Below are 21,624 nucleotides of genomic sequence, written 5' to 3' on the forward strand. Positions count from 1 at the left end.
GAAGTGGCACGCTCTGTCACGAACCGCTGCGGCCACGCGGCCGCCGGACACGCACGTCGACAGGAGCACCACCGAATGACCAGCAGGAAGCGCACGGCGGCCTACCTCGGCCTCGCCTGCACCGTGGCGATGCTCGCCAGTGCCTGTGGCAGTGACGACGAGGCCGGTGGCGGCGGCGAGGGCGGCGGCGGCATCGCGGCCGAGGGCACCGTGAAGGTCGGCCTCGTGAACCACCTCAGCGGGCCGAACGCGGCCGGCTCCGAGGCCCTGCGCGCCGGTGTCGAGGCGCGGTTCGCCACCTACGAGTCCGAGGGCGGCGCGTGCGCCGGGGACCTCGACTTCGAGGTCGTCGAGGCCGACGACCAGAGCAGCCCCCAGGGCAACCTGACCGCCGTCCAGAGCCTGGTGCAGCAGGAGGAGGTCTACGCGATCATCTCCGCGAGCCCGTTCTTCAACGGCGGCATCGGCTGGATGACCACGCAGGGCGCGCAGACGCCCGTCGTCGGCTACGCGCTGGACGGCCCCCAGCCGCAGTGGCTGGAGTTCGACAACAACCTGTTCTCGGCGTTCCCGCTGCCCGTGGCCGACGACGTCTACAGCTCCCTCGGCGACCACCTCGCCGGCAAGGGCGCGACGAAGCTCGCCGGCGTCTCGTTCGCCGCGGAGTCGTCGCAGGCCGGCCTCGCCAACGGGCTGGCCTCGGCCGAGGCGGCCGGCGTCGAGGTCGTGTACGAGAACACGAACGTGCAGTTCGGCAGCACCGACGTCGGCCCGATCGTCCTCGGCATCCTCGACTCCGGCGCCGACTCGGTGTACCTGGCCATCACCCCCGACTCCGGCCTGGCCGTCGTCGCCGGGCTGCGGCAGGCCGGCTGGGACGGGACGATCCTGCTGCCCACCGGCTACGGGCCCGAGCTGGTCGAGTCGGGTGTGGGCGCGCAGATCGCGCAGGGCGTCGACTTCACCACGAGCATCGCCCCCTACGAGCTGGGCAGCGACGCCGCGGTGCGGCTCGCCGAGGCGATCGCGCAGCAGACCGGTGACGAGGTCGGCACGGTCGGGTTCTACGAGAACGTCGGCTGGGTGTCGACGGACGCGTTCCTGCACGGCCTGGACGCGGCCGGCTGCGACGCCACGCAGCAGGAGCTCATGGACACCATGCGCGGCCTGACCGACTTCGACGCGGGCGGCCTGTACCCGTCGGCCCTGCCCTTCGACAGCAAGGACTACGAGCAGTCCTGCTCCTGGTACCTCACGCTGACGGGCGAGGAGTACGTGCTCGACGGCGACGAGGCGACCTGCGGCGGGCTCGTCGACGCCTGACGCCCGATCTGTCCGCGGCCGGCGTCCACCCCTCGGGGCGGGCGCCGGCCGTGCGTCGTCCGGGTGGACGCCGGCCGCCCGGGCGGGGTAGGACCGGGCGCATGGCATCGACACTGGTACGTCCCCGGTCCGGCAGGGTCATCGCCGGCGTGTGCGCGGCCCTGGCCGACCGGTTCGGGCTCTCCCGCGGGCTGATGCGCGTGGCGTTCGTGCTGTTCGGCCTCTTCGGCGTCGGCGAGCTGGTCTACCTCGTCGCGTGGGTGGTCATCCCCAAGGCGCCCTGAGCGGGCCGGGACCGGATCAGACCCAGGCGGTCCGCCGCAGCGGTGGGGGAGCACCCCCGGGCCGCTGCGCCAGCACCTGGTTCACGCCCATCGCGCCCGCCTCGAAGGCGAGCGCGCTGCCCGCCATGTACAGCCGCCACACCCGCGCCCGCCCCTCGCTGCTCGCCGCCACGGCATCGTGCCAGTGCTCCTCCAGCCGGCGCACCCAGGCCCGCAGAGTGAGGGCGTAGTGCCCGCGGAGCGCGTCGACGTCCAGGATCTCCAGGCCCCCGGCCTCGAGGGCGGCGACCGTCTCTCCCAGCCGGAGCAGCTCCCCGTCGGGGAACACGTAGCGGGCGATGAAGGTGTCGCGGTCCCAGGAGGTGTCGCCGGCCCGCCAGGAGATCGCGTGGTTGAGCAGCCGGCCGCCGGGGCGCAGGAGGTCGTGCAGGCGGGCTGCGTAGGCGGGCATCTGCGCGCGGCCGACGTGCTCGGCCATGCCGACCGAGCTGATCGCGTCGAAGGGGTCGTCGTCGACGTCGCGGTAGTCCTGCACGCGGATGTCCACCCGGTCGGCCAGCCCGGCCTCGGCCGCCCGCTTGCGGGCCAGCGCGGCCTGCTCGACGGACAGGGTGATCCCGACGACGTCCACGCCGTACTCCCGCGCGGCGTGCAGCGCCAGGCTGCCCCAGCCGCACCCGACGTCCAGCAGTCGCATCCCCGGCCGCAGCCCCAGCTTGCGGCAGACGAGGTCGAGCTTGATCTGCTGGGCCGCGTCGAGTCCGGTGGCCTCGTCGTCCCAGACCGCGCAGGAGTAGACCATCGAGGGACCCAGCACGAGCGCGTAGAAGTCGTTCCCGACGTCGTAGTGGTGGGACACCGAGGTGGCGTCCCGGTCGCGGCTGTGCCGCCGCCCGTGCCGGCCGGGGTCGATCTCCTCGGGCGGGGGCGGCGGCTGCGGCCCTACGGCGCCCAGCCGGAGGGCGGTGCCCAGCAGGCGCAGCCGCTCGCCGGGCGCGGCGTCCGGCGAGCCGCCGGGGACCGACAGGCGCCCGGCGGAACTGAGCGCGGCGAAGGTGTCGAAGACGTCGCCCTCGATGTCGATGTCGCCGGCCACGTAGGCGCGACCGAGGCCGAGCTCGCCCGGTGCCCACACCAGCCGGCGCAGCGCGCGCCGGGAGCGGACGACGATCCGGGGGGCGCCCTCGGGCCCCGCCTCGCTGCCGTCCCACGCGCGCAGCCGCAGCGGGATCTGCTCGACCCCCAGGACGACGGCCAGCGCCTCCGCGAGGCGGGGTGCCACACCGCCCGTCCGCGTCATGTCGGTCCTCCGCGCCCGGCGCCGGCCGGTCGACCAGCGCGTTCCCCGAGTGGTTGCGGCCGACAACGTATCGCCGGAGGGGTCCGGGCGGGAGGTGGATCGGTCCGCCGGCCGCCGCCGGGCCGGATTCGCGCGGCGGCCGTGCCGGTACCGGCGTCTGGCCGCGGGGCCGCGTCGTGGCGCGGCCCGTTGCTCCCCGGCGCGCCCCCCGGTTGGCTGGCCGGATGGGGACGACGGCGGGCGCGGGCGGGGTCCACTTCGTCCAGCACGGGGCCGGGCGGCCGGTGCTCGTGCTGCACGGCGCCGGCGTCGACCACCGCGAGACCGAGGCCTGCTTCGAGCCGGCGTTCGCCGGGGCCGCCGACCTCCGGCGGGTCTACCCCGACCTCCCCGGGATGGGCGCGACGGCCGCGCCCGAATCGCTGCGGGGCGCCGACGACGTCCTCGACCTCCTGCTGGAGTTCGCGGACGCGGTGACCGGTGGCGTCCCGTACCTCCTCGCCGGCCACTCGGCGGGCGCGTACTTGGCGCGGGCGATGGCGGCGCGGCGTCCGGAGCGGGTCGCGGGTCTGGCGCTCGTCTGCCCGCTGCTGCCCGGGGCGCGGGACGTGCCGGCGCACGGGGTCGTCGCCGGGTCCGGCGACCTGGGGGACGACGGGTTCCGCGGCTACTTCGTCGTGCAGACGCCCGAGATGCTGGACCGGTACGAGCGGTTCGTCGCCCCGGCCGCCGCCCTCGCCGACGCCGCGGCGCTGGCGCGGATCGGCGAACGCTGGGACCTCACCCCCGACGGCTCCCCGTCCTACCCGGGGCCGACGGTGGTCGTGGCGGGACGGCGTGACTCGACGGTCGGGTACGCGGCCGCGGTCGACCTGCTCGGCGAGCACCCGCGCGCCTCGCTCGCCGTGCTCGACGACGCGGGGCACGCCCTGCCCCACGAGCAACCGGCGCTGCTGCGCGCGCTCCTCGCCGAGTGGCTGGAGCGTGTCGAGCGCGCCGGCTGACCCCGGGCCGGCCGGGGTGGCGTCCGCGGCACGGGCGTCAGGTCGTCGCGCCGGCGGGGGTGCGCCCGGCGACGGCGTCGGCGACGGCCGCGCCGATCCGGTCGGCCAGGACGCGGTGTCCCTCGTCGCCGGGGTGCACGCCGTCGACCAGCAGGCCCGCGTCGAGCAGGTCGGCGCCGGGGACGAGGACCAGCGCGCGGTCCCCGGCCGCCACCTGCTCGGTGACGGCCTGCTCGATCGCCGCGCGCAGGTCGGCGAGGGTCGCGCCGAGGAGATTGGGGGTGGTCTCCGCGTCGGGGCGGACGACGGGACTGACGACCACGACCGGCGTCGCCGGGTGGCCGCTGCGGACGACGGCGAGGAAGGCCCGCAGCAGCTCGCGCATCAGGCCCGCGGAGTGCGGGATGCGGTTCCAGCAGTTGGTGCCCACGGCGATGGACACCACGTCGGCCGGCAGCGCGGCGATGCCCTCCGCGCTGACGAGCTCGGCCCGGGCGGAGCCGGCGTACCCGAGGTTGACCACGTCGAGCCCGTGCCGGCGCCCCGCCACCGCCGGCCAGGCGAGCGCGGGGGCCGAGGCGCTCCAGCCCTCCGTGATCGAGTCGCCGTAGGCCAGCCAGCGCGGCTGCGCGGGGGCGGGCGCGATCGCCCCGTCGACCGCCTCGACGGCGGAGATCGTGGGGCGCATGCCCTCCGGCAGGTGGACGACGGACCGCTCGCCGTCCGGGGCGAGCCGCAGCCGCACGGTCGCGCGGCCGAGCTCCGCCGGCTGCTCGTCGACCAGCGTGTCGCCGGTCCAGACCGCGAACGTCGTCCCGGCCCCGGCGCCCCGGTAGCCGAGCTCGCCGGTGGCGGTGGTGTAGGTGACGTCGATCGCGCGGGCGGTGCCGGTGAGCTCGAGGCGCACCCCGACCGGCAGCTGGGCGGTGCCCCAGGTGTCGGCCGGGAGGCGGTCGGCGGCGGCCGGGTCGGCTCGGGGATGCGGCGCGGCCGCGGTCGCCGGGTACGCGGCCCCGCGCAGGAGCGCCGACAGCTCGGGGGTCCGCTCCGGCGATGCCTTGACGTGATCCACGCCACGCAGAATAGTCGGGAGCGGTTCATATGGCGAACGGTCGTCCGCCCCAGCGAACGCTCCCACGACGTCCCGGAGGACGTGCGATGACGCTCGATTCCCTGTCCGCAGCCCCTGTCGACGGCGGGGTCGCCGCTGCTCCGGCCCTCGCACCCCCCTTCTCCCTCGAGGGTCGGACCGCCGTCGTCACCGGCGCGGCCAGCGGCATCGGCCGGGCCGTGGCGGTCGTCTGCGCGGCCGCGGGCGCCCGGGTCGTGCTCGCCGACGTCGCGGCGGACGGGCTGGCGGAGACCGCCGCCGGGATCGAGGGGGCCGTCGTCGTCCCGACCGACGTTCGCGACCGGGGCGCCGTCGAGGCCCTCGCGGAGGCGGCGGTCCGGGCGACCGGCGGGATCGGCGTCTGGGCGAACGTCGCCGGGATCATCCGGACTGCGCGGATCGTCGACACCACCCCCGAGGACCTGCGCGCCGTGCTCGCCGTCAACCTCGAGGGCGTCTTCTGGGGCACCGCCGCGGCCGGGCGGGTCATGTCGGCGGCAGGTCGCGGATCGATCGTCAACATCGCCTCGACCGGCGGCGAGGTGCCGGTTCCCGACCGCGCCGTCTACGGCATGACCAAGGCCGCCGTCCTGTCGCTGACCCGGACCGCCGCGGCCGAGCTCGGGCCCGCGGGAGTCCGGGTCAACGCCGTCGCCCCCGGGTTCGTGGAGACGGGGATGACGCGGCGCGTCTGGACGGCCGCCGACGGGACCGTCGACGAGGAGCAGCGCCGGCAGGTGCTCGCGACGATGACGACGATGCAGCCGCTGCGGCGCAACGGTGCGGCCGACGACATCGCCTGGGCCGTCCTCTACCTCGCGGCGGATGCGTCGCGGTTCATGACCGGGCAGGTGCTGCGCCCCAACGGCGGCACGCACATGCCCTGAGCCCGAGCACACCCGACCCACCCCCCACGCACAGGAGGCAGACATGGACGCACCGGTGGACGGCGCGACCCTCGACGCAGCGCCGCCGAAGGCCTACGCGTTCGACGTGGCGGCGATCGAGGGGCACTCGAACGCGGAGCTCATGAAGGACATGCCCGACGCCGAGGAGATGTTCGCGCTGCTCGGTCGCGATCTCGTCACCAAGGTCCTCGTCCAGACCCCGCAGCTGTCGGTCTACCACGAGTCGGCCCGGCCGGGGGAGCGCGTGAAGGCGCACCGCCACGGCGTCTACCAGGTCGACTACGTGCTGCGCGGTGAGCTCCGCTTCGGCAGCCGGCGGGTGACCGCCGGCATGGGCTTCTTCATCCCCGACACCCTCTACTCCTGGATCGCCGGCGACGAGGGCGCGGAGTGGATCGAGATCCACTCCGGTCTCGGCGGCATCTTCACCACCCCGCGCGAGAGCGACGCATGACGGCCGCCGGCGGGCGCCTCGCGGGCAAGGTCGCGCTCGTCACGGGCGGCGCCCGCGGCATGGGCGAGGCGGTCGCGCGGCGGTTCGTCGCCGAGGGGGCGCGGGTGGCGGTCACCGACGTCCGCGACGAGCAGGGGCAGGCGCTGGCCGCCGAGCTCGGCGACGCCGCCGCGTACGACCACCTCGACGTGACCCGCGCCGACGACTGGGGCCGGGCCGTGGACGCGGTCGTCGGCCGGTGGGGGCGCCTGGACGTGCTGGTGAACAACGCCGGAGTGGGCGCGGTCGGGGTGGTCGACGAGCTGCCGCCGGAGGACCACCGGCGCCAGCTCGACGTCAACCTCGACGGCGTCTACCTCGGGATGCGCGCCGCGGCGGCGCCGATGCGGGCGCAGGGCGCCGGCTCGATCGTCAACATCTCCTCGATCGACGGGCTCGTGGGCGTGCGGGGGATGACCAGCTACGCCGGGAGCAAGTTCGCGGTGACCGGCATGACCCGGTCGGCGGCCATCGACCTCGGCCGGGCGGGCATCCGGGTCAACTCCGTCCACCCGGGAGTGATCGAGACGCCGATGATCCCGGCCGAGGCGCTGCCGGGGTTGGTGGCACTCGTGGACTGGCAGCCGCTGCCGCGCTTCGGGCGGCCCGAGGAGGTCGCATCGCTGGTGCTCTTCCTGGCCAGTGACGAGGCCGGCTACATCACGGGCGCGCAGATGGTGATCGACGGCGGCCACCTCGCCGGGCCGTGGCGCCCGCCGCTGGAGCACGCGCCGGCGAGCGCCTGATGGCGCCGGGCCCCGCCAGGATCGGGTTCGTGGGGCTCGGCCGGATGGGCTTCCCGATGGTCGAGCGGCTCCTGGCGGCGGGCCACCCGGTGCGCTGCTGGGCGCGCCGCGCGGAGGTCGTCGCCGCGGCCACCGCCGCCGGTGCCACGCCGGCGTCCGGCCTCGCGGATGCCGTGGTCGACGCCGACGTGGCCGTCGTCTGCGTCTACGACGACGAGCAGGTGCGGGAGGTCTGCCTGGGGGCCGACGGGATCGTGGCGGCGATGCGCCCGGGGAGCTCGCTCGTCGTCCACACGACGGGCAGCCCGGTCACGGCCGCAGAGCTGGCGGCGGCCGGCGCGCGCCGGGGGATCGGCGTGGCCGACGCACCCGTCGACGGCGGGGCGATGGACATCGTCGCCGGGCGGGTGACGGTCTTCCTCGGCGCGGACGACGCGACCGCGGCGGCGGTGCTCCCCGTCCTCGCGGCGTACGGCGACCCGGTGCACCACGTCGGGGGCGTGGGGGACGGGCAGCGGACCAAGCTGGTGAACAACCTGCTCTTCGCGGCCAACGCGCGGCTCGTCGAGGAGGCGGCCGGACTCGCGGCGGACCTCGGCGTCGACCCGGCCGCCGCCCTCGGCGCGATCGGCCGGGGTGGCACGGGCCGCAGCGCGTCGCTCGACCTCGCCCTGCTGAGCGGGGGCCCGGCGGGGTTCACCGAGCGCGTCCGGCCCTTCCTGGTGAAGGACGTCGGCACCTGCGAGGCGGTCGCGGCCGCGCTGGGGGCCGGCACGGGCGCGCTCGGCGCGGTGGCCCGTGCCGCCTGCGGGCCCGCCGTCGAGCCCGTGCCCGCCGTCGGGTCCGTGCCCGCCCGAGGGCCCGGGGGCGGCACGCCGTGCCACTAGGGTCCAGCCGAGCCCGGCGCGAGCCGGTGGAGCAGAGGGAGACGTCACCGTGGGCGAACTGACCGGACGCACGGCGCTGATCACGGGCGCGGGCCAGAACGTGGGAGCGGAGATCGCGCGGGTGCTGGCCGCGCGCGGCGCCACCGTCGGCGTCAACGACCTGTTCGCCGACCGCGCCGAGCGGGTGGTCGAGGAGATCCGGGCGGCCGGCGGGAAGGCCGAGCCGGTGGTGGCCGACGTGACCGACCTCGCCGCCGTCCAGGAGACGTTCGGGCTCTTCGGGCCGATCGACATCCTGGTGAACAACGCCGGCATCCCGATCTCCGGGATCCAGATGAAGAAGTTCGTCGACGAGGACCCGGCCACCTGGAAGGCCTTCGTCGACCTCAACGTCTACGGCCCGCTCAACTGCACGCACACGGCGCTGCCCGGGATGCTCGAGCGGGGCTGGGGGCGCGTGATCACCATCAGCTCGGAGTCCGCCCGCGTCGGGGACAAGCTGATCGCCACCTACGCCGCGTCCAAGGGTGCGGGGCCGGCGCTGATGCGCTCGCTGGCCAAGGAGGTGGGCCGCTCCGGCATCACCTGCAACAGCATCTCCCTGGCCACCCAGAACAACGCCGGCATGGACGAGGCGTCGGACATGGCGCTCAAGCAGCTGCGCGCCTACGCCGTCCCGCGGCTCGGCCAGGCCGGCGACGTCGCGGCCGCGGTGGCCTGGCTGGTCGGCGACGACGCCGCGTGGGTCACCGGCCAGACCATCCCGGTCAACGGGGGCTACGCCACCAGCTGACGGGGGTCAGCGGCGGTCGAGCAGCGCCGAGAGCTCGGCGGCCGAGGCGGGCGTCGGCGCGCCGGCGACGGCGGCCTGCACCTCCCGGTACTGCCGCAGCGACGCCCGGTCGGCCCGGTGGCGCGCCCAGGCGGCGCGCAGCCCGGACCGCCGGGCCGTCCGCGAGGTGCGGGGGCGCAGCGTGGGGGAGAAGGGGGCGGTGGCGGTCGAGGCGGTCATCGGTCGGTCCTGTCGGGTGGGGCGTCACCGACCCGGTCGGGGCGGTGACGACACCGTCCCGCGGGCCGCTGGTACCGCACTCGCACGCCGCTGTCCCGGGACTTGCAGCGGCCGGCCGTCTCACGGCAGCACCTCGACGTCGTCGCCGATCCGGATCGCCCCCGGCTCCTCGACGGTGGCGTACATGCCCAGGACGACCTTGCCCCCGTCGGGGAGGTGGGCGACCGGCGTGCCGAGGTCCTGCGCCCGCTCGCCGCGGTAGCGCGCGATGGCCGTGAGGGTGCCGAAGTCGACCTCACCGGTCTCGGGGTTCTCGTTGGTGACCACGCAGCGGGGGACCGGCCCGACCACCCGCACGACCGATCCGCCCAGCCGGACGCGGCGCCCCGCCCAGGTGTCCTCCTCGTGCACGCCGCAGCCGGCGAGCTCGACGAGCATCCGGAAGCGGCGGCCGTCCAGCCGCTCGCCGCCGGGGGTCACGCTGCGCAGGTGCTCGAGGGTGGCCGTGCTGATCAGCGTCACCGGGTGGACGTCGACCCCGTGCCCGGGGGTGTCGGTGGCGATCAGGGACACCGGCCGGCCGACGAACCCGGTGAGGGCGGCCGACCACGGGCCGGTCACCCGGTGGCCCGGCACGTCCCGGCCGTAGAAGTTCGTGGTCACCGCCTCGCCGAGCTCGGCCGTCGTCCCCTCCACCGGCGTGCGGCCCGGGACCTGCAGCGTCAGGTGGTCCCGCTCGGCGTCGTAGTGCGCGGTCAGCCGGACCAGCGGCCCGTGGTGCTTGCCGTTGAACAGCCGGCCGCGCTCGTCGACGAGGTGGAACCGCCGGTTGTCCTCGACGCCGTTGCCGGTGAGCTCGACGCCGTCCGGCGAGTGCAGGGCGGTGCCCTTGACGGGCGTCGTCGACAGGCGCGAGACGACGGGCATGGAGGTCCCTCCGGTCGGTTCCTGGGGGACCGAGCCTAGGGAGCGGTGCCCGCGGGGCGCACGGCTATCTCCGCCGCCGGACGGCGCGCACCCCGGCCGCGACCGCGGCGATCACCAGCAGCACGCCCAGTCCCTGCAGCCCGGGGGAGTCGTCGGCCTCCCCGAGCACCACCCCCGCGACGCCGAGGGCACCCAGGACGAGGAGGGCGGCGATGACGACGGCGGATCCCACGACCGACCTCCTCGTGCGGCGAGCGATGGTGAGGATCCTCCCGGTGGCGTCGGTTCAGTTCCGGACGGGCGGGCAGCCCGTGCCCGCCAGCTGCCCGTGGAGTGCCGCCAGGATCGCGTCCCGGGCGATCTCCGCCGCCGCCTCCCAGGAGGACCCGTGTTCGGTGACCACGGCAGCGGTGAAGTGCGCGCTCAGGTGCGCCGACACCGACGCCACCAGGGCCGCCGGCGGGTCGCCGGCGCCGCCGCTGCGGTCCCACAGCTGCCGCGTGAGCTCGGCGATCCGCTCGCGGCGCAAGGCCCGCCGGGAGCGCTCGAAGTCGGCGAGGTCCGGCGGGAGGTCGGTGCGCGAGGTCAGCTCCCAGTACCCCGGCCCGGCGTTGCTGTTGCCCCGGTGGTTGACCTCGCAGATGCCCTGCAGCCAGCCGTGCACGTCGCCGTCGTAGAGGGGCCACTGCTGGACGAGCTGGTCCCCGGCCACGGTGAAGGCGGTGGCGATCAGGCGGTCCCGGGTGTCGAAGTGGCGGAACAACGTGCGCCGGCTGACCCCGGCCGCCTCGGCGATCTGGTCCATGGTCACGCCCAGCCCGGCGGTGATCACCAGCCGCCGTGCCGAGGTCAGGATTCGGTCGACGACGAACTGGCGCTTGGCGTCCGCGAGCGGTTCGGTCATCGGTTCCACCGAGCCAGGATAGGGCGAGTGCCCTCTTGACACTAGTGAGTGCCACTGTGGCAGTGTCTGGTGCCACAGGCGACCGGAGGAGATCGACGTGTTCGACGTTGTGGTTCGAGGCGGAACCGTGGTCGACGGGACGGGTGCCCCGGCGAGGACGGCCGACGTCGCCGTCGACGGCGGGGTGGTGGTCGAGGTCGGCGTGGTGTCGGAGCGGGGCCGGCGGGAGATCGACGCGGACGGCGCCCTGGTCACCCCGGGGTTCGTCGACATGCACACGCACTACGACGGGCAGGCCACCTGGGACAGCCGGCTGCAGCCCAGCGCGGCGCACGGCGTCACGACCGTGGTCATGGGCAACTGCGGCGTCGGGTTCGCGCCGGTACGCGAGCGGGACCGTGACCGGCTCGTCGAGCTGATGGAGGGCGTGGAGGAGCTGCCCGGCTCGGTGCTGAACGAGGGGCTCCCCTGGACGTGGGAGACCTTCGAGGAGTACCTGGACGTGCTCGACGCCCGCCGGTACGACGTCGACGTGGCGGCCCAGGTGTGCCACGCGCCGCTGCGGGTGTACGTGATGGGGCAACGGGGTGCCGACCGCGAGGCGGCGACCGCCGAGGACATCGCCGAGATGGCCCGGCTCGCCGCCGCCGGGATCGAGGCAGGGGCGCTGGGGTTCAGCACCTCGCGCACGCTCAACCACCGCAGCAGCCGCGGCGACATCGCCCCCACCAAGTACGCGGAGCGCGAGGAGCTCGTGGAGATCGCCCGGGCGATCGGGGCGACCGGCCGCGGCGTCCTCCAGGTGGTCACCGACTTCGACGACCACGACGCCGAGATCGAGACGATGCTCGAGATGATGCGGGCCTCGGGCCGCCCGCTGTCGCTCTCGCTGGGCCAGACGACGCCGGGCGCCGGGTACCGGCGCACGCTGCGCGCCATCGAGCGCGCCCGCGACGAGGGCCTGCTGATGACCGCGGGCGTGCCGGTCCGGGCCATCGGGGTGCTGATCGACCTGGAGGGCTCGGTCAACCCCTGGCGCACGACGGCCACGTTCCGCACGGGGGCCGACCTGCGCGACCCCGAGGTCAAGCGGCGGATCCTCGCCGAGATGCACGAGCTCGGTGCCGTCACGCCCACCGAGATCAAGGCGCGGTTCGTGCGGCGCTTCGACGCGATCTTCGAGATGGGCGAGCACCCGGACTACGAGCCGGCGACCGAGGACTCCGTCGGCGCCCGCGCGGCACGTGAGGGGCGCGCGCCGGAGGACCTCCTCTACGACATCCTCCTGGAGGGGCCCGCCTACCAGCCGGTGCAGAACTACTTCGGCGGCAACCTCGACGCCGCGGGGGAGATGCTGTCGCACCCGTACGCCGTCCCGAGCCTGAGCGACGGCGGCGCGCACGTGGGCACGGTCTGCGACGTCAGCTTCCCGACGACGCTGCTGTCGCACTGGGTCCGCGACCGCACCCGCGGCCCGCGCTTCGAGCTGGAATGGGCGGTCTCGCGGCACACCCGGGCGACCGCGGCGGCGGTCGGACTCACCGACCGCGGGCTCCTGGTCCCGGGGGCGAAGGGCGACCTCAACGTCATCGACTTCGAGCGGCTCGCCGCCACCAAGCCGACCGTCGTCGCCGACCTCCCGGCCGGCGGGCGGCGGGTCATGCAGGGGGCGCAGGGCTACCTGCACACCCTCAACAGCGGCGTCGAGGTCTACGCCGACGGCGAGCCGACCGGCGAGCTCCCGGGGCGGCTGGTCCGCGGCGGTCGCATCCGCAGCGTCGCGGCCGCGACGTGAGCGCCGCAACCGGCAGCACGGCCGGCACCACCGGAGCAGGACGAGGACGGGAGAACCACATGACGACGTCGCTGGGTGCGGGGCTGGAGCCCGTGCGGGACGCCGATGCCGAGGCACTCGTCCGCGCGGTGACGGGCTCGGGTGCGCCGACGCTCTCCCGGCGCGGGGTCGCGGGGGCGCGGGCCTACATCGAGGACTCCGTGGTGGGCGGGGTCCCCGGGCCCGAGGTGCACTCGGTCGAGGACCGCGGGATCGACGCGGAGGGGCGCAGCATCCCGGTGCGCGTCTACCGGCCGGTCGCCGAGGAGGGGCTCCCGCTCGTCGTCTACTTCCACGGCGGAGGCTTCGTGGTGGGCAGCGTGGCGGCATCGGACGCCTTCGCGCGCAGGCTCGCCGTCGCGGGCACCTGCGTCGTGGTGTCGGTCGACTACCGCCTCGCGCCCGAGCACCCCTTCCCGGCGGGCATCGAGGACGCCGAGGCAGCGCTCGGCTGGGCCGCCGAGCACGCGGCCGAACTGGGCGGGGACCCGGCCCGGCTGGTCGCCCTGGGCGACTCGGCCGGCGCGACCCTCGCGACCGTGGCCACCCGCCGGCTGGTCGAGGCCGGCCGGCCGCTGGTGCGCCGCCAGGTGCTCGCCTACCCGGGTGTCGCCGGGCAGCGCGCGGCCGGCGGGGCGTTCGGGGACGAGTGGCCGCTGACCGAGGAGGAGAGCCGCTGGTTCACCGACCAGTACCTCCCCGACGAGTCGCTCCGCGAGCACGTCGACGCTGCGCCGCTGAACGCCGACGTCACCGGCATGCCGGCCACGACGCTGCTGCTGGGCGGCTGCGACCCGCTGTGCGCCGAGGGCCTGGAGTACGCCACCCGCCTCGTCAACGCCGGGGTGCAGGTCGACCTGCACCTCTACGCCGGCCAGATCCACGGCTTCCTGACCTTTCCCGACACCGTCCTGCCGCGCAGCCGCGAGGCGCTCGGCGTCGTCACCACCGCCGTCCGACACGCCTGAGGGAAACCGATGACCACCGCAGTCGCGCGCCACCTGCAGACCGAACCCGTCACCGAGTCCGACGAGCAGATCGCCGCGTACCTCGACACCGCCCTGCTGCCGCTCGTGATCGCCTCGGTCGTGCACATCACCGGCGACCCGTCGTGGTTGCGCGGGCCGATCCGTCCGAACCGGTTCGTGCCCAACGACTTCGGCGGCGCCTTCACCGAGGAGGAGAAGGCGGAGCTGGTCCGCAGCGCGACCGCCGCGATCGCCGCGTGGCGGGACGCCGGCTGCCCGGCGCCGGCGCCGTTGGCGCCCGAGCTGGTCCGGGAGCTGATGGACTGGCTGGCCCTCGAGCACCACGACGACGCGACGGCCGAGATGATCCTGGAGGAGATGGACCTCGACGGGGAGGACCCGCGGGCCATCCGGATCGCCCCCGAAGCCGCCGACCACGCCGCCGAGTACCCGGTCCTGGTGATCGGCTGCGGGATGGGCGGGCTGCTGGCCGCCATCCGGCTGAAGCAGGCCGGCATCCCGTTCTCGGTGGTGGACAAGAACACCGACGTCGGCGGCACCTGGTGGCTCAACACCTATCCCGGGGCCCGGGTGGACGTCGCCAGCCACTACTACTCCTACTCCTTCGAGCCCAACCAGGTCTTCACCGAGTACTACGCCCGGCAGCCGGAGCTGCACGCCTACTTCCGCGACCACTTCGACAAGCACGGCATCGGCGAGCACGTCCGGTGGCAGACCGAGGTCGTGCGGGCCGCCTGGGACGACGCCGGCGGCTACTGGGACGTCGAGCTCCGCACCGGCGACGGCGCGGTGGAGACGCTGCGGGTCCGGGCGGTCATCTCCGCCGCCGGCACCCTGCACAAGCCGTTCATCCCCGACCTGCCGGGCCTGGAGCGCTTCGCCGGGCCGGTCATGCACTCGGCCGAGTGGGACTCCTCGGTGGACCTCACCGGCAAGAAGGTCGCGCTGATCGGCGCCGGCGCCAGTGGCTTCCAGATCGGTCCGGCCATCGTGGACCGGGTGGCGCAGCTGACGGTCTTCCAGCGCAGCCCGCAGTGGATGGCGCCCAACCCCAAGTACCACGACGCCGTTCCCGAGGGCGCGATGTGGGCGGCACGGCACCTGCCCTGCTACTCGCGCTGGCACCGCTTCATGATCATGACCCAGTCCAGCGACAAGCTGCTGGAACTGGTCCGGATGGACCCGACCTGGTCGGACTTCCCCCGCACGGCGAACGCCTTCTCCGCCGAGCGCCGGAAGCTGTTCGAGGCGTGGATCGACACGCACGTCGGCGACGACCCCGAGCTCAAGGCCAAGGTCACCCCGCAGTACCCGCCGGCGGCCAAACGGATGCTGCAGGACAACGGCTCCTGGCTGCGCTGCCTCAAGCAGCCGCACGTCACCCTGGACACGTCGTCGATCCTCCAGCTCGAGGAGGGCGCGGTGGTCACGGCCGAGGGCCGCTACGAGGCCGACGTCCTCGTGCTCGCCACCGGGTTCCGGGCCAACGAGCTCCTCGCCCCGATGGAGTTCGTCGGCCGGGACGGCATCCCGCTGTCCAAGGTCTGGGACGGCAAGCCCACCGCCTACGCGGGGGTGACCGTGGCCGGCTTCCCGAACTTCTTCATGATCGGCGGCCCGGGAACCGGTCTGGCCCACGCCGGCAGCATCGTGTTCGCCGCCGAGTGCCAGATGAAGTACATCGGCGAGGCGCTGCGGCAGCTCGTCGAGAGCGGCAAGACCTCCATCGAGCCGACGGAGGAGGCCTACGAGCGCTACGTCCGGGAGTTGCACGCCGAGATGGACACCCTCATGTGGGGACACGAGTCGATCGCGAACACCTGGTACAAGGCGCCGGACGGGAAGATCTACATCCTCAACCCCTACGGCAACGTCCACTACTGGCGGACGACGTCCACCGCCCTGCCCGCCGACCACGTCCTGCGCTGACGCGCACCGGTCCGGGAGGAAGAGCGATCATGCGTGGTCTGCAGGGGCGACGGGTCCTCGTCGCGGGGAGTGCGAGCGGGATCGGCGCGGCGACGGCCCGCCGGCTGGGCGAGGAGGGGGCGCACCTGTTCCTCGGTGACCTCGACGTCGAGGGGGCCGGGCGCGTCGCGCAGGAGGTCGTGGCCGCCGGTGGCAGCGCCGCCGCCGGCTACTTCGATCTGCACGACGAGGGCAGCACCGAGCGCCTGGTCGCCGAGGCGGTCGAGGTGCTCGGCGGCCTGGACGGCGTGGCGGCCGTGGCCGCCGACCTGTCACCGGAGGTGAACGGCCGCGACCTCGGGTTGCTGGAGATGGACGTGACCGTCTGGGAGCGCACGCTGCGCGCCAACCTGATCGGCACCGCGCTGATCCTCAAGGGCGCGCTGCCGCACCTGTTCGAGGCCGGCGGCGGCTCGATCGTCACGGTGACCTCGGGCAACGCCCACGTCGGCGACAGCGTGCGGGTCGCCTACGGCTCGTCCAAGGCCGGGATCAACGTGCTCACCCGGCACATCGCGCACACCTACGGCGGCCGCGGCGTCCGCGCCAACGCGGTCAGTCCGGGGCTGATCATGAGCGAGGCGGCGCGGGTGGCCATCCCCGAGGCGCAGCAGGCGTCGATCCGGGGGAGGACCCCGCTGGGGCGCCTCGGCGAGCCGGAGGACGTCGCCCGCACCATCGCCTTCCTCCTCTCCGACGATGCCGACTGGGTCTCCGGCCAGGTGTGGAGCGTCAACGGAGGTCTCGGTTTCCGTGACTGACCCACGTCCCTGCCGGCTCCGGCCGGCGGCCGTCTGACGCAGGAGCGACCAGTGCCCCGATACGACGTGGTGGACAGCCAGCTCCACCTGTTCCACCGCATGGACGCCGACGCCTGCCTGGCGGTCATGGACGCCCTCGGCATCGCCGGCGTCCTGATCGACGAGGCGTGGGGCCTCGGCGGCGACGACGGCAGCATGCCGTCGGTCCGGCTGCCGGGCGGCCTGGTGCGGCCGATCGCCGCGGCGGCGCGGGTGGCGGCGCTGCGCCACCCCGACCGGTTCCGCTACCTGCTGCGGGTGGACCACCGGGACCCCGAACTGGCGTCGCTCGTCGCGCAGTGCGCCGATGACCCGGGGTGCGTCGCGCTGCGCGCGATCTGCGGCCCGGACGAGCTCGCGGACCTCGACGGCGGGGGCTATGCCCCGGTCTTCCGGCAGGCGGCCCGGGTCGGGCTGCCCGTCTTCGTGCAGACCATCGGGCGGAGCGAGCACCTGGCGCCCTGGTTCGAGCAGGTGCCCGACTGCCGCTTCGTGATCGACCACGTGGGTCTGGTGAAGTCGCGGGAGGCATGGGGAACCGTCCTGCGGCTGGCCGAGCACCCGAACGTGTCGCTCAAGTGGTGCCACGCGAACCTGGCCTTTCCGGCCGAGGAGTTCCCGTACCCGCCGATGCAGGCGGCGCTGCGCGAGGCGGTCGACGCCTTCGGCCCGCAGCGGGTGCTGTGGGCCAGCGACGCCAGCATGGTGCGGCCGACCCACACCTGGGCCGACGTCCTCTTCTACGTCCGCGAGTGCGACCTGCTCACCGAGGACGAGCGCGCCTGGGTGCTCGGCCGCGCCGCACGGCAGCTGCTCGGCTGGTCGCCGTCGGGCGTTGCCGGACCCTCCCTCTCCTGAGCCACCCGCGCGGCCCTGCGGACGTCAGGGCCGCGGCGCGTCCCGGTGCACGGCGCCGGACCGGCCGGACGCCACGGAGAACACCGGCCAGCCGATCTCGGTGCGCCACGCGGCCGGCTGCGCGGTGTCACGGGGGCCGACGAGGTAGGTCTCGCGCACCGGGCCGGCCACCGCGAGCAGGTGCTCGACCACCCAGGCGCCGAGCTCGCCGTAGGTGACGTCGATGTCGTCGTGCGCGCCGACGTGGGTGGCCACGGCCGTCGTCTTCCCCGGCGGCGTCGTCGACCTGGCCTACCGGTTCACGCTGGCCGGGGACCGCATCGCGGCCCTGGCCATCGCCCCCTGACCATCGCCCCCTGACCGCGGCGCGGCCGCTGCACCACGACCGGCGTCACCGCACGTCGAAGTCGCGGTCGAGGTCCGGGTCGGTCATGGCCGCCCAGTGCTCGGCGGGGGCCCAGGCGTTCATCGACTGCACGCGGCCGTGGCTGACGTAGTAGTTGCGGTCCCGGGAGTCGGGGTCCATCCAGATCATCTGCGAGGTCCGGGCGTCCAGCGCCGCGTTGTGCGCCTCGAAGACGTCGTCCTTGACCTCGATCTCCTTCGCGCCCCGCTCCACGGTGCGGATGATCAGTCCGGCGATGTGCGTCGTCCAGAGCTGGAGCATGGCCGACAGGCCCCCGCCCGCGCCGCCCTGCGAGTTCGGGCCGTACATGATGAAGAGGTTCGGGAAGCCGGGGACGGTGACGCTCCAGAACGCCCGCGGCCCGACGCCGTCGCGCTCCCACTTCTCCTCGAGGCTCACGCCGCCCCGGCCGACCGCCCGGATGGGGAACAGGTACTTCGTCACGTCGAACCCGGCGGCGGCCACGATGACGTCGACCTCGCGACGCCAGCCGTCGGCCGTGACGACGGCGTCGGCCTCGACGTGGTCGATGGGCTCGGTGACCAGCTCGACGTTGTCGCGCAGCAGCGCCTTGTACCAGTCGTTGTCGATGATCATCCGGCGCGCCCACGGCGGGTACGTCGGGGTGAGCGCAGCGACCAGGTCCTCCCGGTCGCCGAGCTGGTCACGGATGTAGCGGGTCAGCCGCGCCCGCAGCGAGTCGTTGAGCTCGCTGAAGTGGCCACCGCCGGCCTTCCACTGCGGATCGGGCACGAACATGCCGCCGACGGCCTCCCCGGAGGCGGCCAGCCAGACGAACCGGTCCCAGTTCCAGTAGTAGGGCATGTGGTCCAGCAGCCAGCGGAACTCGGGGGTGATCGGCTCGCCGTAGTGGATCTGCGGGGAGATCCACTGGGGCGTCCGCACGTGCACGTAGACCTGCTTGGCCTCCTCGGCGATCCGGGCGAGCAGCTGCACGCCGGTGGACCCGTTGCCGACGACGGCGACCGACCGGCCCTCGACCGACAGGTCGTCCGGCCACTCGGTGGTGTGCGTCCGCACGCCGGTGAAGTCGCGGATTCCGGGGACGTCGAGGTCCTTGGCCGTCGAGAACAGGCCGGTCGCCGCGACGACGTAGGAGACCGAGGTGTGCACGGTCTCGCCGTCGCGGACGATCTCGAGGTCCCAGCGCGAGGTCTCCTCGTCGAAGGTCATCGACCGCACGTCGTGGGAGAAGCGGATGTGCTCGTGGACGCCGAAGTCGACCGCCACGTCGTGCATGTACTGGCGGACCTCGGGGCCGCGGGCGAAGTACTCGGTCCACGGGTAGCGCTTCACGAACGCCAGCTGGAACGTCGAGCTCATGGTGTCGACGCGGATGTCGGGGTACCGGTTGATGCTCCAGACGCCGCCGATCTCGGGACGGCGCTCGTAGACGACGTAGGGGATGCCCAGCTTCTGCAGGTGGACGGCGATGGCGATCCCGCTGTGCCCGGTCCCGATGATCGCGACCACGAGGTCCTCGGGCAGCTCCGGCTTCCGGCCGTCGGTCCAGTCGGAGACGAACAGCGGGTAGTCGTCGAAGCTGGCCATCGAGCGGAGCTCCGGGACCTCCGGCCCGGTCAGCTCGCGGCCGCCGAGCGCCAGGCTGATCAGCGACGTGAGCTCGTCGGGGCCGGGGTCCACCTCGTGCAGGGCGTGCTGGTGCTCCAGCAGGAACCGGACCGCCTTCTCCCGGAGGGCCGGGCGGTCGGCCTCCACGATGTTGAGCCGGGAGTGCCGGCTCAGGTGCCCCTTGTCGAGGACCTCGACGTAGGTCTCGAACTCCAGGAGCTCCGGGTCGCCGGTGGCCTGGTACAGCGCCACGCGCAGGGCGTTGGGGTCCGCCGCCTCGACGGCCCGCCGGAGGAAGTCCTCGTCGACCGGTGCCTGGGCCCGCAGGTCCCGCGCGTTCTGGGGAAGGTCCACGTCCGTCCCGTCTCCTGTCCTGGGTGTCCGGGTGGGGGGCCGGCGGTCAGAACCGGCGGAACTGGTCGAGCTCGTCGGGGGTCATGCCCCAGAGCGCCTGCACGGTGGCGCCGCCGTCGACCGTCAGGGTCTGCCCGGTGATCCGGGCGGCGAGCGCGGAGGAGAGGAACAGGACCGCGTTGGCGACGTCCGTGCCGCGCGGCGCGGCGAGGGGGTTGATGCCGTTGTCGGCCCAGACGCCCTCGACCTGGTCCTCGTTGCCGCTGCCCACGTTGCCGGGGGCGACCGCGTTGACCCGGATGCCGTGGCGGCCCAGCTCGTCGGCGAACGTCTTGGCCAGCGAGATCACGCCGGCCTTCGCGGCGCCGTAGGCGGCGTGGTACCGGGAGGCGACCGTGCCGTCGACGGACGCCAGCGCGACCAGCGACCCGCCGGTGCCCTGGGCGATCATCTGCTTGCCGACGACCTGGAACAGGTAGAAGACCTGGGTCAGGTTGGTCTGGATCGCGAAGGTCCAGTCCTCGTCGGAGAGCTCTTCCGACCGGTTCCAGGTCGCCTTGCCGATGATGTCGACGCAGACGTCGATGCCGCCCATCGTGGCCACCGCCTCGGCCACGGCGCGCTCGACCTCGCTGCGCACGGTCATGTCCGCGAGGACCGGGAACGCCCGGCCGCCCTCGGCGAGGATCTCGTCGACGATGCCCTTCGCCCGGCCCTCGTCGATGTCGACGCAGGCCACGATCGCGCCGGCCTCGGCGAGCTTGCGGGCGCTCGCCCGGCCGTGGCCGGCCCGCTCGGGGATCCAGCCGGCGCCCGAGACCAGCGCCCGTCGTCCGTCGAGCCCGAAGCCGATCATCTGCGCTCCTCGTCGTCCATCAGTCGTTCGATATGGTGAACAGCCGTTCGACTGTGCGACCCCGGCCACTATCGCGCGTGGCCCAGGTCACGTCAAGGCCTCCCGGGCGTCGCCCGAACGGGTCGGTCGCCGGCTCGCCCCGAGCGCGCGTTCGCCTACTGTCTGGCCCGTGGACGCCGCCGCGATGCAGGGGGAGTGAGCAGGTGGCGCGGACGACGCCGGGTGTGGGACGAGCCGTCTCGGTGCTCACGTTCCTCGCCGCGCACAGCGGGGAGGAGTTCTCGCTGTCGGAGCTGGCCCGCCGCCTGGAGCTGTCCAAGGCGACCTGCCACGCGGTGCTGGCGTCGCTCGCCGACGCCGGGTTCGTGCTGCGCCATCCGGGCCGCTCGACCTACCGCCTCGGGCCCGGGCTGATCGCCCTCGGGCGGGCCGCCGAGGAGAGCCTCGGCGTCGTGGACGTCGCCCGTGACGAGATGCGCGCCCTGGCCACCCGGCTGAACGCCGCCTGCCTCGCGACCGCCGTCGTCGGGGAGGAGATCGTCGTCGTCTCGACCGCGAACGCGGGAGCGCCGCTGAGCGTCGTCGTCCCGGTCGGGCAGCGGCTGCCCCTGGTGCCGCCCTTCGGCACGGTGTTCCTCGCCTGGGCGGCGCCGGAGGCCATCGACCGGTGGCTGCGCCGGCTGGACTCCGACGCCAGCGAGGAGGAGGTGGACCGGTTGCGCCGGGCGGTCGCCGACATCCGGCGCCGCGGCTACATCGCCGCGCTGCAGCCGGCCTCCGGCGACGCCGCGGCGGTCGGCCCCGACGCGCTCGCGGGCACGCTGGCCACGGAGGACGACGCGCTCGTCCGCCTGGGCGGGGCCGCGCCCTTCCGCATCAGCTACGTCGTGGCCCCGGTCTTCGGCCCCGACGCCACGGTCGCGCTCGCGCTGACCCTGGTCGGGCTGCCCGAGCAGCTGCCCGCGACCGAGCTGTCGACCTACGCCCGGGAGCTCACGACCGCGGCGGCGCGGGTCACCGAGGCCATCCACGGGCGGGTACCGGCGCGGACGGCCTGACCGCCGCCC

General features: G+C 74.4%; 23 protein-coding genes. 14 read left to right on the forward strand and 9 right to left on the reverse strand.

What is annotated here, in order from left to right; translation table 11 throughout:
* Positions 1 to 75 precede the first annotated feature (75 nt).
* Entirely contained in the window at positions 76 to 1,323 is a 1,248-nt protein-coding gene (locus tag BMY88_RS09255; RefSeq protein ID WP_091942425.1) for an ABC transporter substrate-binding protein, read from the forward strand.
* A gap of 101 nt (positions 1,324 to 1,424) precedes the next feature.
* Positions 1,425 to 1,607, forward strand: a complete 183-nt coding sequence (locus tag BMY88_RS09260) for a PspC domain-containing protein (RefSeq protein ID WP_091942427.1) — start codon at positions 1,425 to 1,427, stop codon at positions 1,605 to 1,607.
* A gap of 16 nt (positions 1,608 to 1,623) precedes the next feature.
* Here the strand turns inward: BMY88_RS09260 and BMY88_RS09265 are convergent, their stop codons facing one another.
* The gene (locus BMY88_RS09265) at positions 1,624 to 2,907 is read right to left on the reverse strand and encodes a class I SAM-dependent methyltransferase (RefSeq protein WP_091942429.1); all 1,284 of its coding nucleotides are present in this window, start codon (positions 2,905 to 2,907) and stop codon (positions 1,624 to 1,626) included.
* A 224-nt stretch (positions 2,908 to 3,131) separates the two neighbouring features.
* Here BMY88_RS09265 and BMY88_RS09270 point away from each other — a divergent pair, with 224 nt between their 5' ends.
* Positions 3,132 to 3,911, forward strand: a complete 780-nt coding sequence (locus BMY88_RS09270; protein ID WP_091942431.1) for an alpha/beta fold hydrolase — start codon at positions 3,132 to 3,134, stop codon at positions 3,909 to 3,911.
* 37 nt (positions 3,912 to 3,948) lie between these two features.
* Here the strand turns inward: BMY88_RS09270 and BMY88_RS09275 are convergent, their stop codons facing one another.
* The gene (locus BMY88_RS09275) at positions 3,949 to 4,983 is read right to left on the reverse strand and encodes a GDSL-type esterase/lipase family protein (RefSeq protein WP_091942433.1); all 1,035 of its coding nucleotides are present in this window, start codon (positions 4,981 to 4,983) and stop codon (positions 3,949 to 3,951) included.
* An 86-nt stretch (positions 4,984 to 5,069) separates the two neighbouring features.
* Between BMY88_RS09275 and BMY88_RS09280 the strand changes: the two genes are divergently transcribed.
* The 5 genes from BMY88_RS09280 to BMY88_RS09300 are packed head-to-tail and all read left to right on the forward strand — an operon-like array spanning position 5,070 to position 8,849.
* Positions 5,070 to 5,909: an SDR family NAD(P)-dependent oxidoreductase gene (locus BMY88_RS09280; RefSeq protein WP_091942435.1), complete on the forward strand. Its 840-nt coding sequence runs from the start codon at positions 5,070 to 5,072 to the stop codon at positions 5,907 to 5,909.
* A gap of 43 nt (positions 5,910 to 5,952) precedes the next feature.
* On the forward strand, positions 5,953 to 6,384 hold the full coding sequence (locus BMY88_RS09285) for a cupin domain-containing protein (RefSeq protein WP_091942437.1): 432 nt from the start codon (positions 5,953 to 5,955) through the stop codon (positions 6,382 to 6,384).
* A complete protein-coding gene (locus BMY88_RS09290; protein ID WP_091942439.1) occupies positions 6,381 to 7,169 on the forward strand; it encodes a glucose 1-dehydrogenase in 789 nt (262 codons plus the stop codon). Before BMY88_RS09285 ends, BMY88_RS09290 begins: the two co-directional genes overlap by 4 nt.
* Positions 7,170 to 7,198: 29 nt before the next feature.
* Complete coding sequence (locus tag BMY88_RS09295) at positions 7,199 to 8,056, forward strand: NAD(P)-dependent oxidoreductase (RefSeq protein ID WP_211435576.1); 858 nt, start codon at positions 7,199 to 7,201, stop codon at positions 8,054 to 8,056.
* A 49-nt stretch (positions 8,057 to 8,105) separates the two neighbouring features.
* The gene (locus BMY88_RS09300) at positions 8,106 to 8,849 is read left to right on the forward strand and encodes an SDR family NAD(P)-dependent oxidoreductase (RefSeq protein WP_091942441.1); all 744 of its coding nucleotides are present in this window, start codon (positions 8,106 to 8,108) and stop codon (positions 8,847 to 8,849) included.
* 6 nt (positions 8,850 to 8,855) lie between these two features.
* Here BMY88_RS09300 and BMY88_RS09305 read toward each other — a convergent pair whose 3' ends face one another.
* The 4 genes from BMY88_RS09305 to BMY88_RS09320 all read right to left on the reverse strand — a co-directional run bounded on the left by BMY88_RS09305 (position 8,856) and on the right by BMY88_RS09320 (position 10,899).
* Positions 8,856 to 9,068: a hypothetical protein gene (locus BMY88_RS09305; protein ID WP_091942443.1), complete on the reverse strand. Its 213-nt coding sequence runs from the start codon at positions 9,066 to 9,068 to the stop codon at positions 8,856 to 8,858.
* Between the two features lie 120 nt (positions 9,069 to 9,188).
* On the reverse strand, positions 9,189 to 9,995 hold the full coding sequence (locus BMY88_RS09310; RefSeq protein ID WP_091942445.1) for an MOSC domain-containing protein: 807 nt from the start codon (positions 9,993 to 9,995) through the stop codon (positions 9,189 to 9,191).
* A 64-nt stretch (positions 9,996 to 10,059) separates the two neighbouring features.
* Complete coding sequence (locus BMY88_RS09315) at positions 10,060 to 10,227, reverse strand: hypothetical protein (RefSeq protein WP_170861030.1); 168 nt, start codon at positions 10,225 to 10,227, stop codon at positions 10,060 to 10,062.
* 54 nt (positions 10,228 to 10,281) lie between these two features.
* Positions 10,282 to 10,899, reverse strand: coding sequence for a TetR/AcrR family transcriptional regulator (locus tag BMY88_RS09320; protein WP_091942450.1), 618 nt, complete (start codon positions 10,897 to 10,899; stop codon positions 10,282 to 10,284).
* 97 nt (positions 10,900 to 10,996) lie between these two features.
* Here BMY88_RS09320 and BMY88_RS09325 point away from each other — a divergent pair, with 97 nt between their 5' ends.
* From BMY88_RS09325 to BMY88_RS09345, 5 genes are read left to right on the forward strand one after another with little or no spacing between them, the layout of a single operon-like run.
* Positions 10,997 to 12,694: an N-acyl-D-amino-acid deacylase family protein gene (locus BMY88_RS09325; RefSeq protein WP_211435577.1), complete on the forward strand. Its 1,698-nt coding sequence runs from the start codon at positions 10,997 to 10,999 to the stop codon at positions 12,692 to 12,694.
* Positions 12,695 to 12,753: 59 nt separating this feature from the next.
* The gene (locus BMY88_RS09330) at positions 12,754 to 13,701 is read left to right on the forward strand and encodes an alpha/beta hydrolase (RefSeq protein WP_091942454.1); all 948 of its coding nucleotides are present in this window, start codon (positions 12,754 to 12,756) and stop codon (positions 13,699 to 13,701) included.
* Positions 13,702 to 13,710: 9 nt separating this feature from the next.
* A complete protein-coding gene (locus BMY88_RS09335) occupies positions 13,711 to 15,651 on the forward strand; it encodes a flavin-containing monooxygenase (protein ID WP_091942456.1) in 1,941 nt (646 codons plus the stop codon).
* A gap of 29 nt (positions 15,652 to 15,680) precedes the next feature.
* Positions 15,681 to 16,451, forward strand: a complete 771-nt coding sequence (locus tag BMY88_RS09340; RefSeq protein WP_091942458.1) for an SDR family NAD(P)-dependent oxidoreductase — start codon at positions 15,681 to 15,683, stop codon at positions 16,449 to 16,451.
* Between the two features lie 51 nt (positions 16,452 to 16,502).
* Positions 16,503 to 17,348, forward strand: coding sequence for an amidohydrolase family protein (locus BMY88_RS09345; protein WP_091942460.1), 846 nt, complete (start codon positions 16,503 to 16,505; stop codon positions 17,346 to 17,348).
* Positions 17,349 to 17,372: 24 nt separating this feature from the next.
* On the opposite strand, the gene BMY88_RS09350 is transcribed toward BMY88_RS09345, so the two are convergent.
* From BMY88_RS09350 to BMY88_RS09360, 3 genes are all read right to left on the reverse strand, one after another.
* Complete coding sequence (locus BMY88_RS09350; protein WP_244524559.1) at positions 17,373 to 17,603, reverse strand: GyrI-like domain-containing protein; 231 nt, start codon at positions 17,601 to 17,603, stop codon at positions 17,373 to 17,375.
* 136 nt (positions 17,604 to 17,739) lie between these two features.
* Positions 17,740 to 19,701, reverse strand: a complete 1,962-nt coding sequence (locus BMY88_RS09355) for a flavin-containing monooxygenase (RefSeq protein WP_091942462.1) — start codon at positions 19,699 to 19,701, stop codon at positions 17,740 to 17,742.
* 46 nt (positions 19,702 to 19,747) lie between these two features.
* A complete protein-coding gene (locus BMY88_RS09360; RefSeq protein ID WP_091942464.1) occupies positions 19,748 to 20,557 on the reverse strand; it encodes an SDR family NAD(P)-dependent oxidoreductase in 810 nt (269 codons plus the stop codon).
* Positions 20,558 to 20,781: 224 nt separating this feature from the next.
* On the opposite strand from BMY88_RS09360, the gene BMY88_RS09365 reads away from it, so the two are divergent.
* Positions 20,782 to 21,615, forward strand: coding sequence for an IclR family transcriptional regulator (locus tag BMY88_RS09365; protein WP_170861031.1), 834 nt, complete (start codon positions 20,782 to 20,784; stop codon positions 21,613 to 21,615).
* Positions 21,616 to 21,624 lie beyond the last annotated feature (9 nt).

Source organism: Trujillonella endophytica, from assembly GCF_900110555.1.
GTDB classification, from domain to species: Bacteria; Actinomycetota; Actinomycetes; order Mycobacteriales; family Geodermatophilaceae; genus Trujillonella; species Trujillonella endophytica.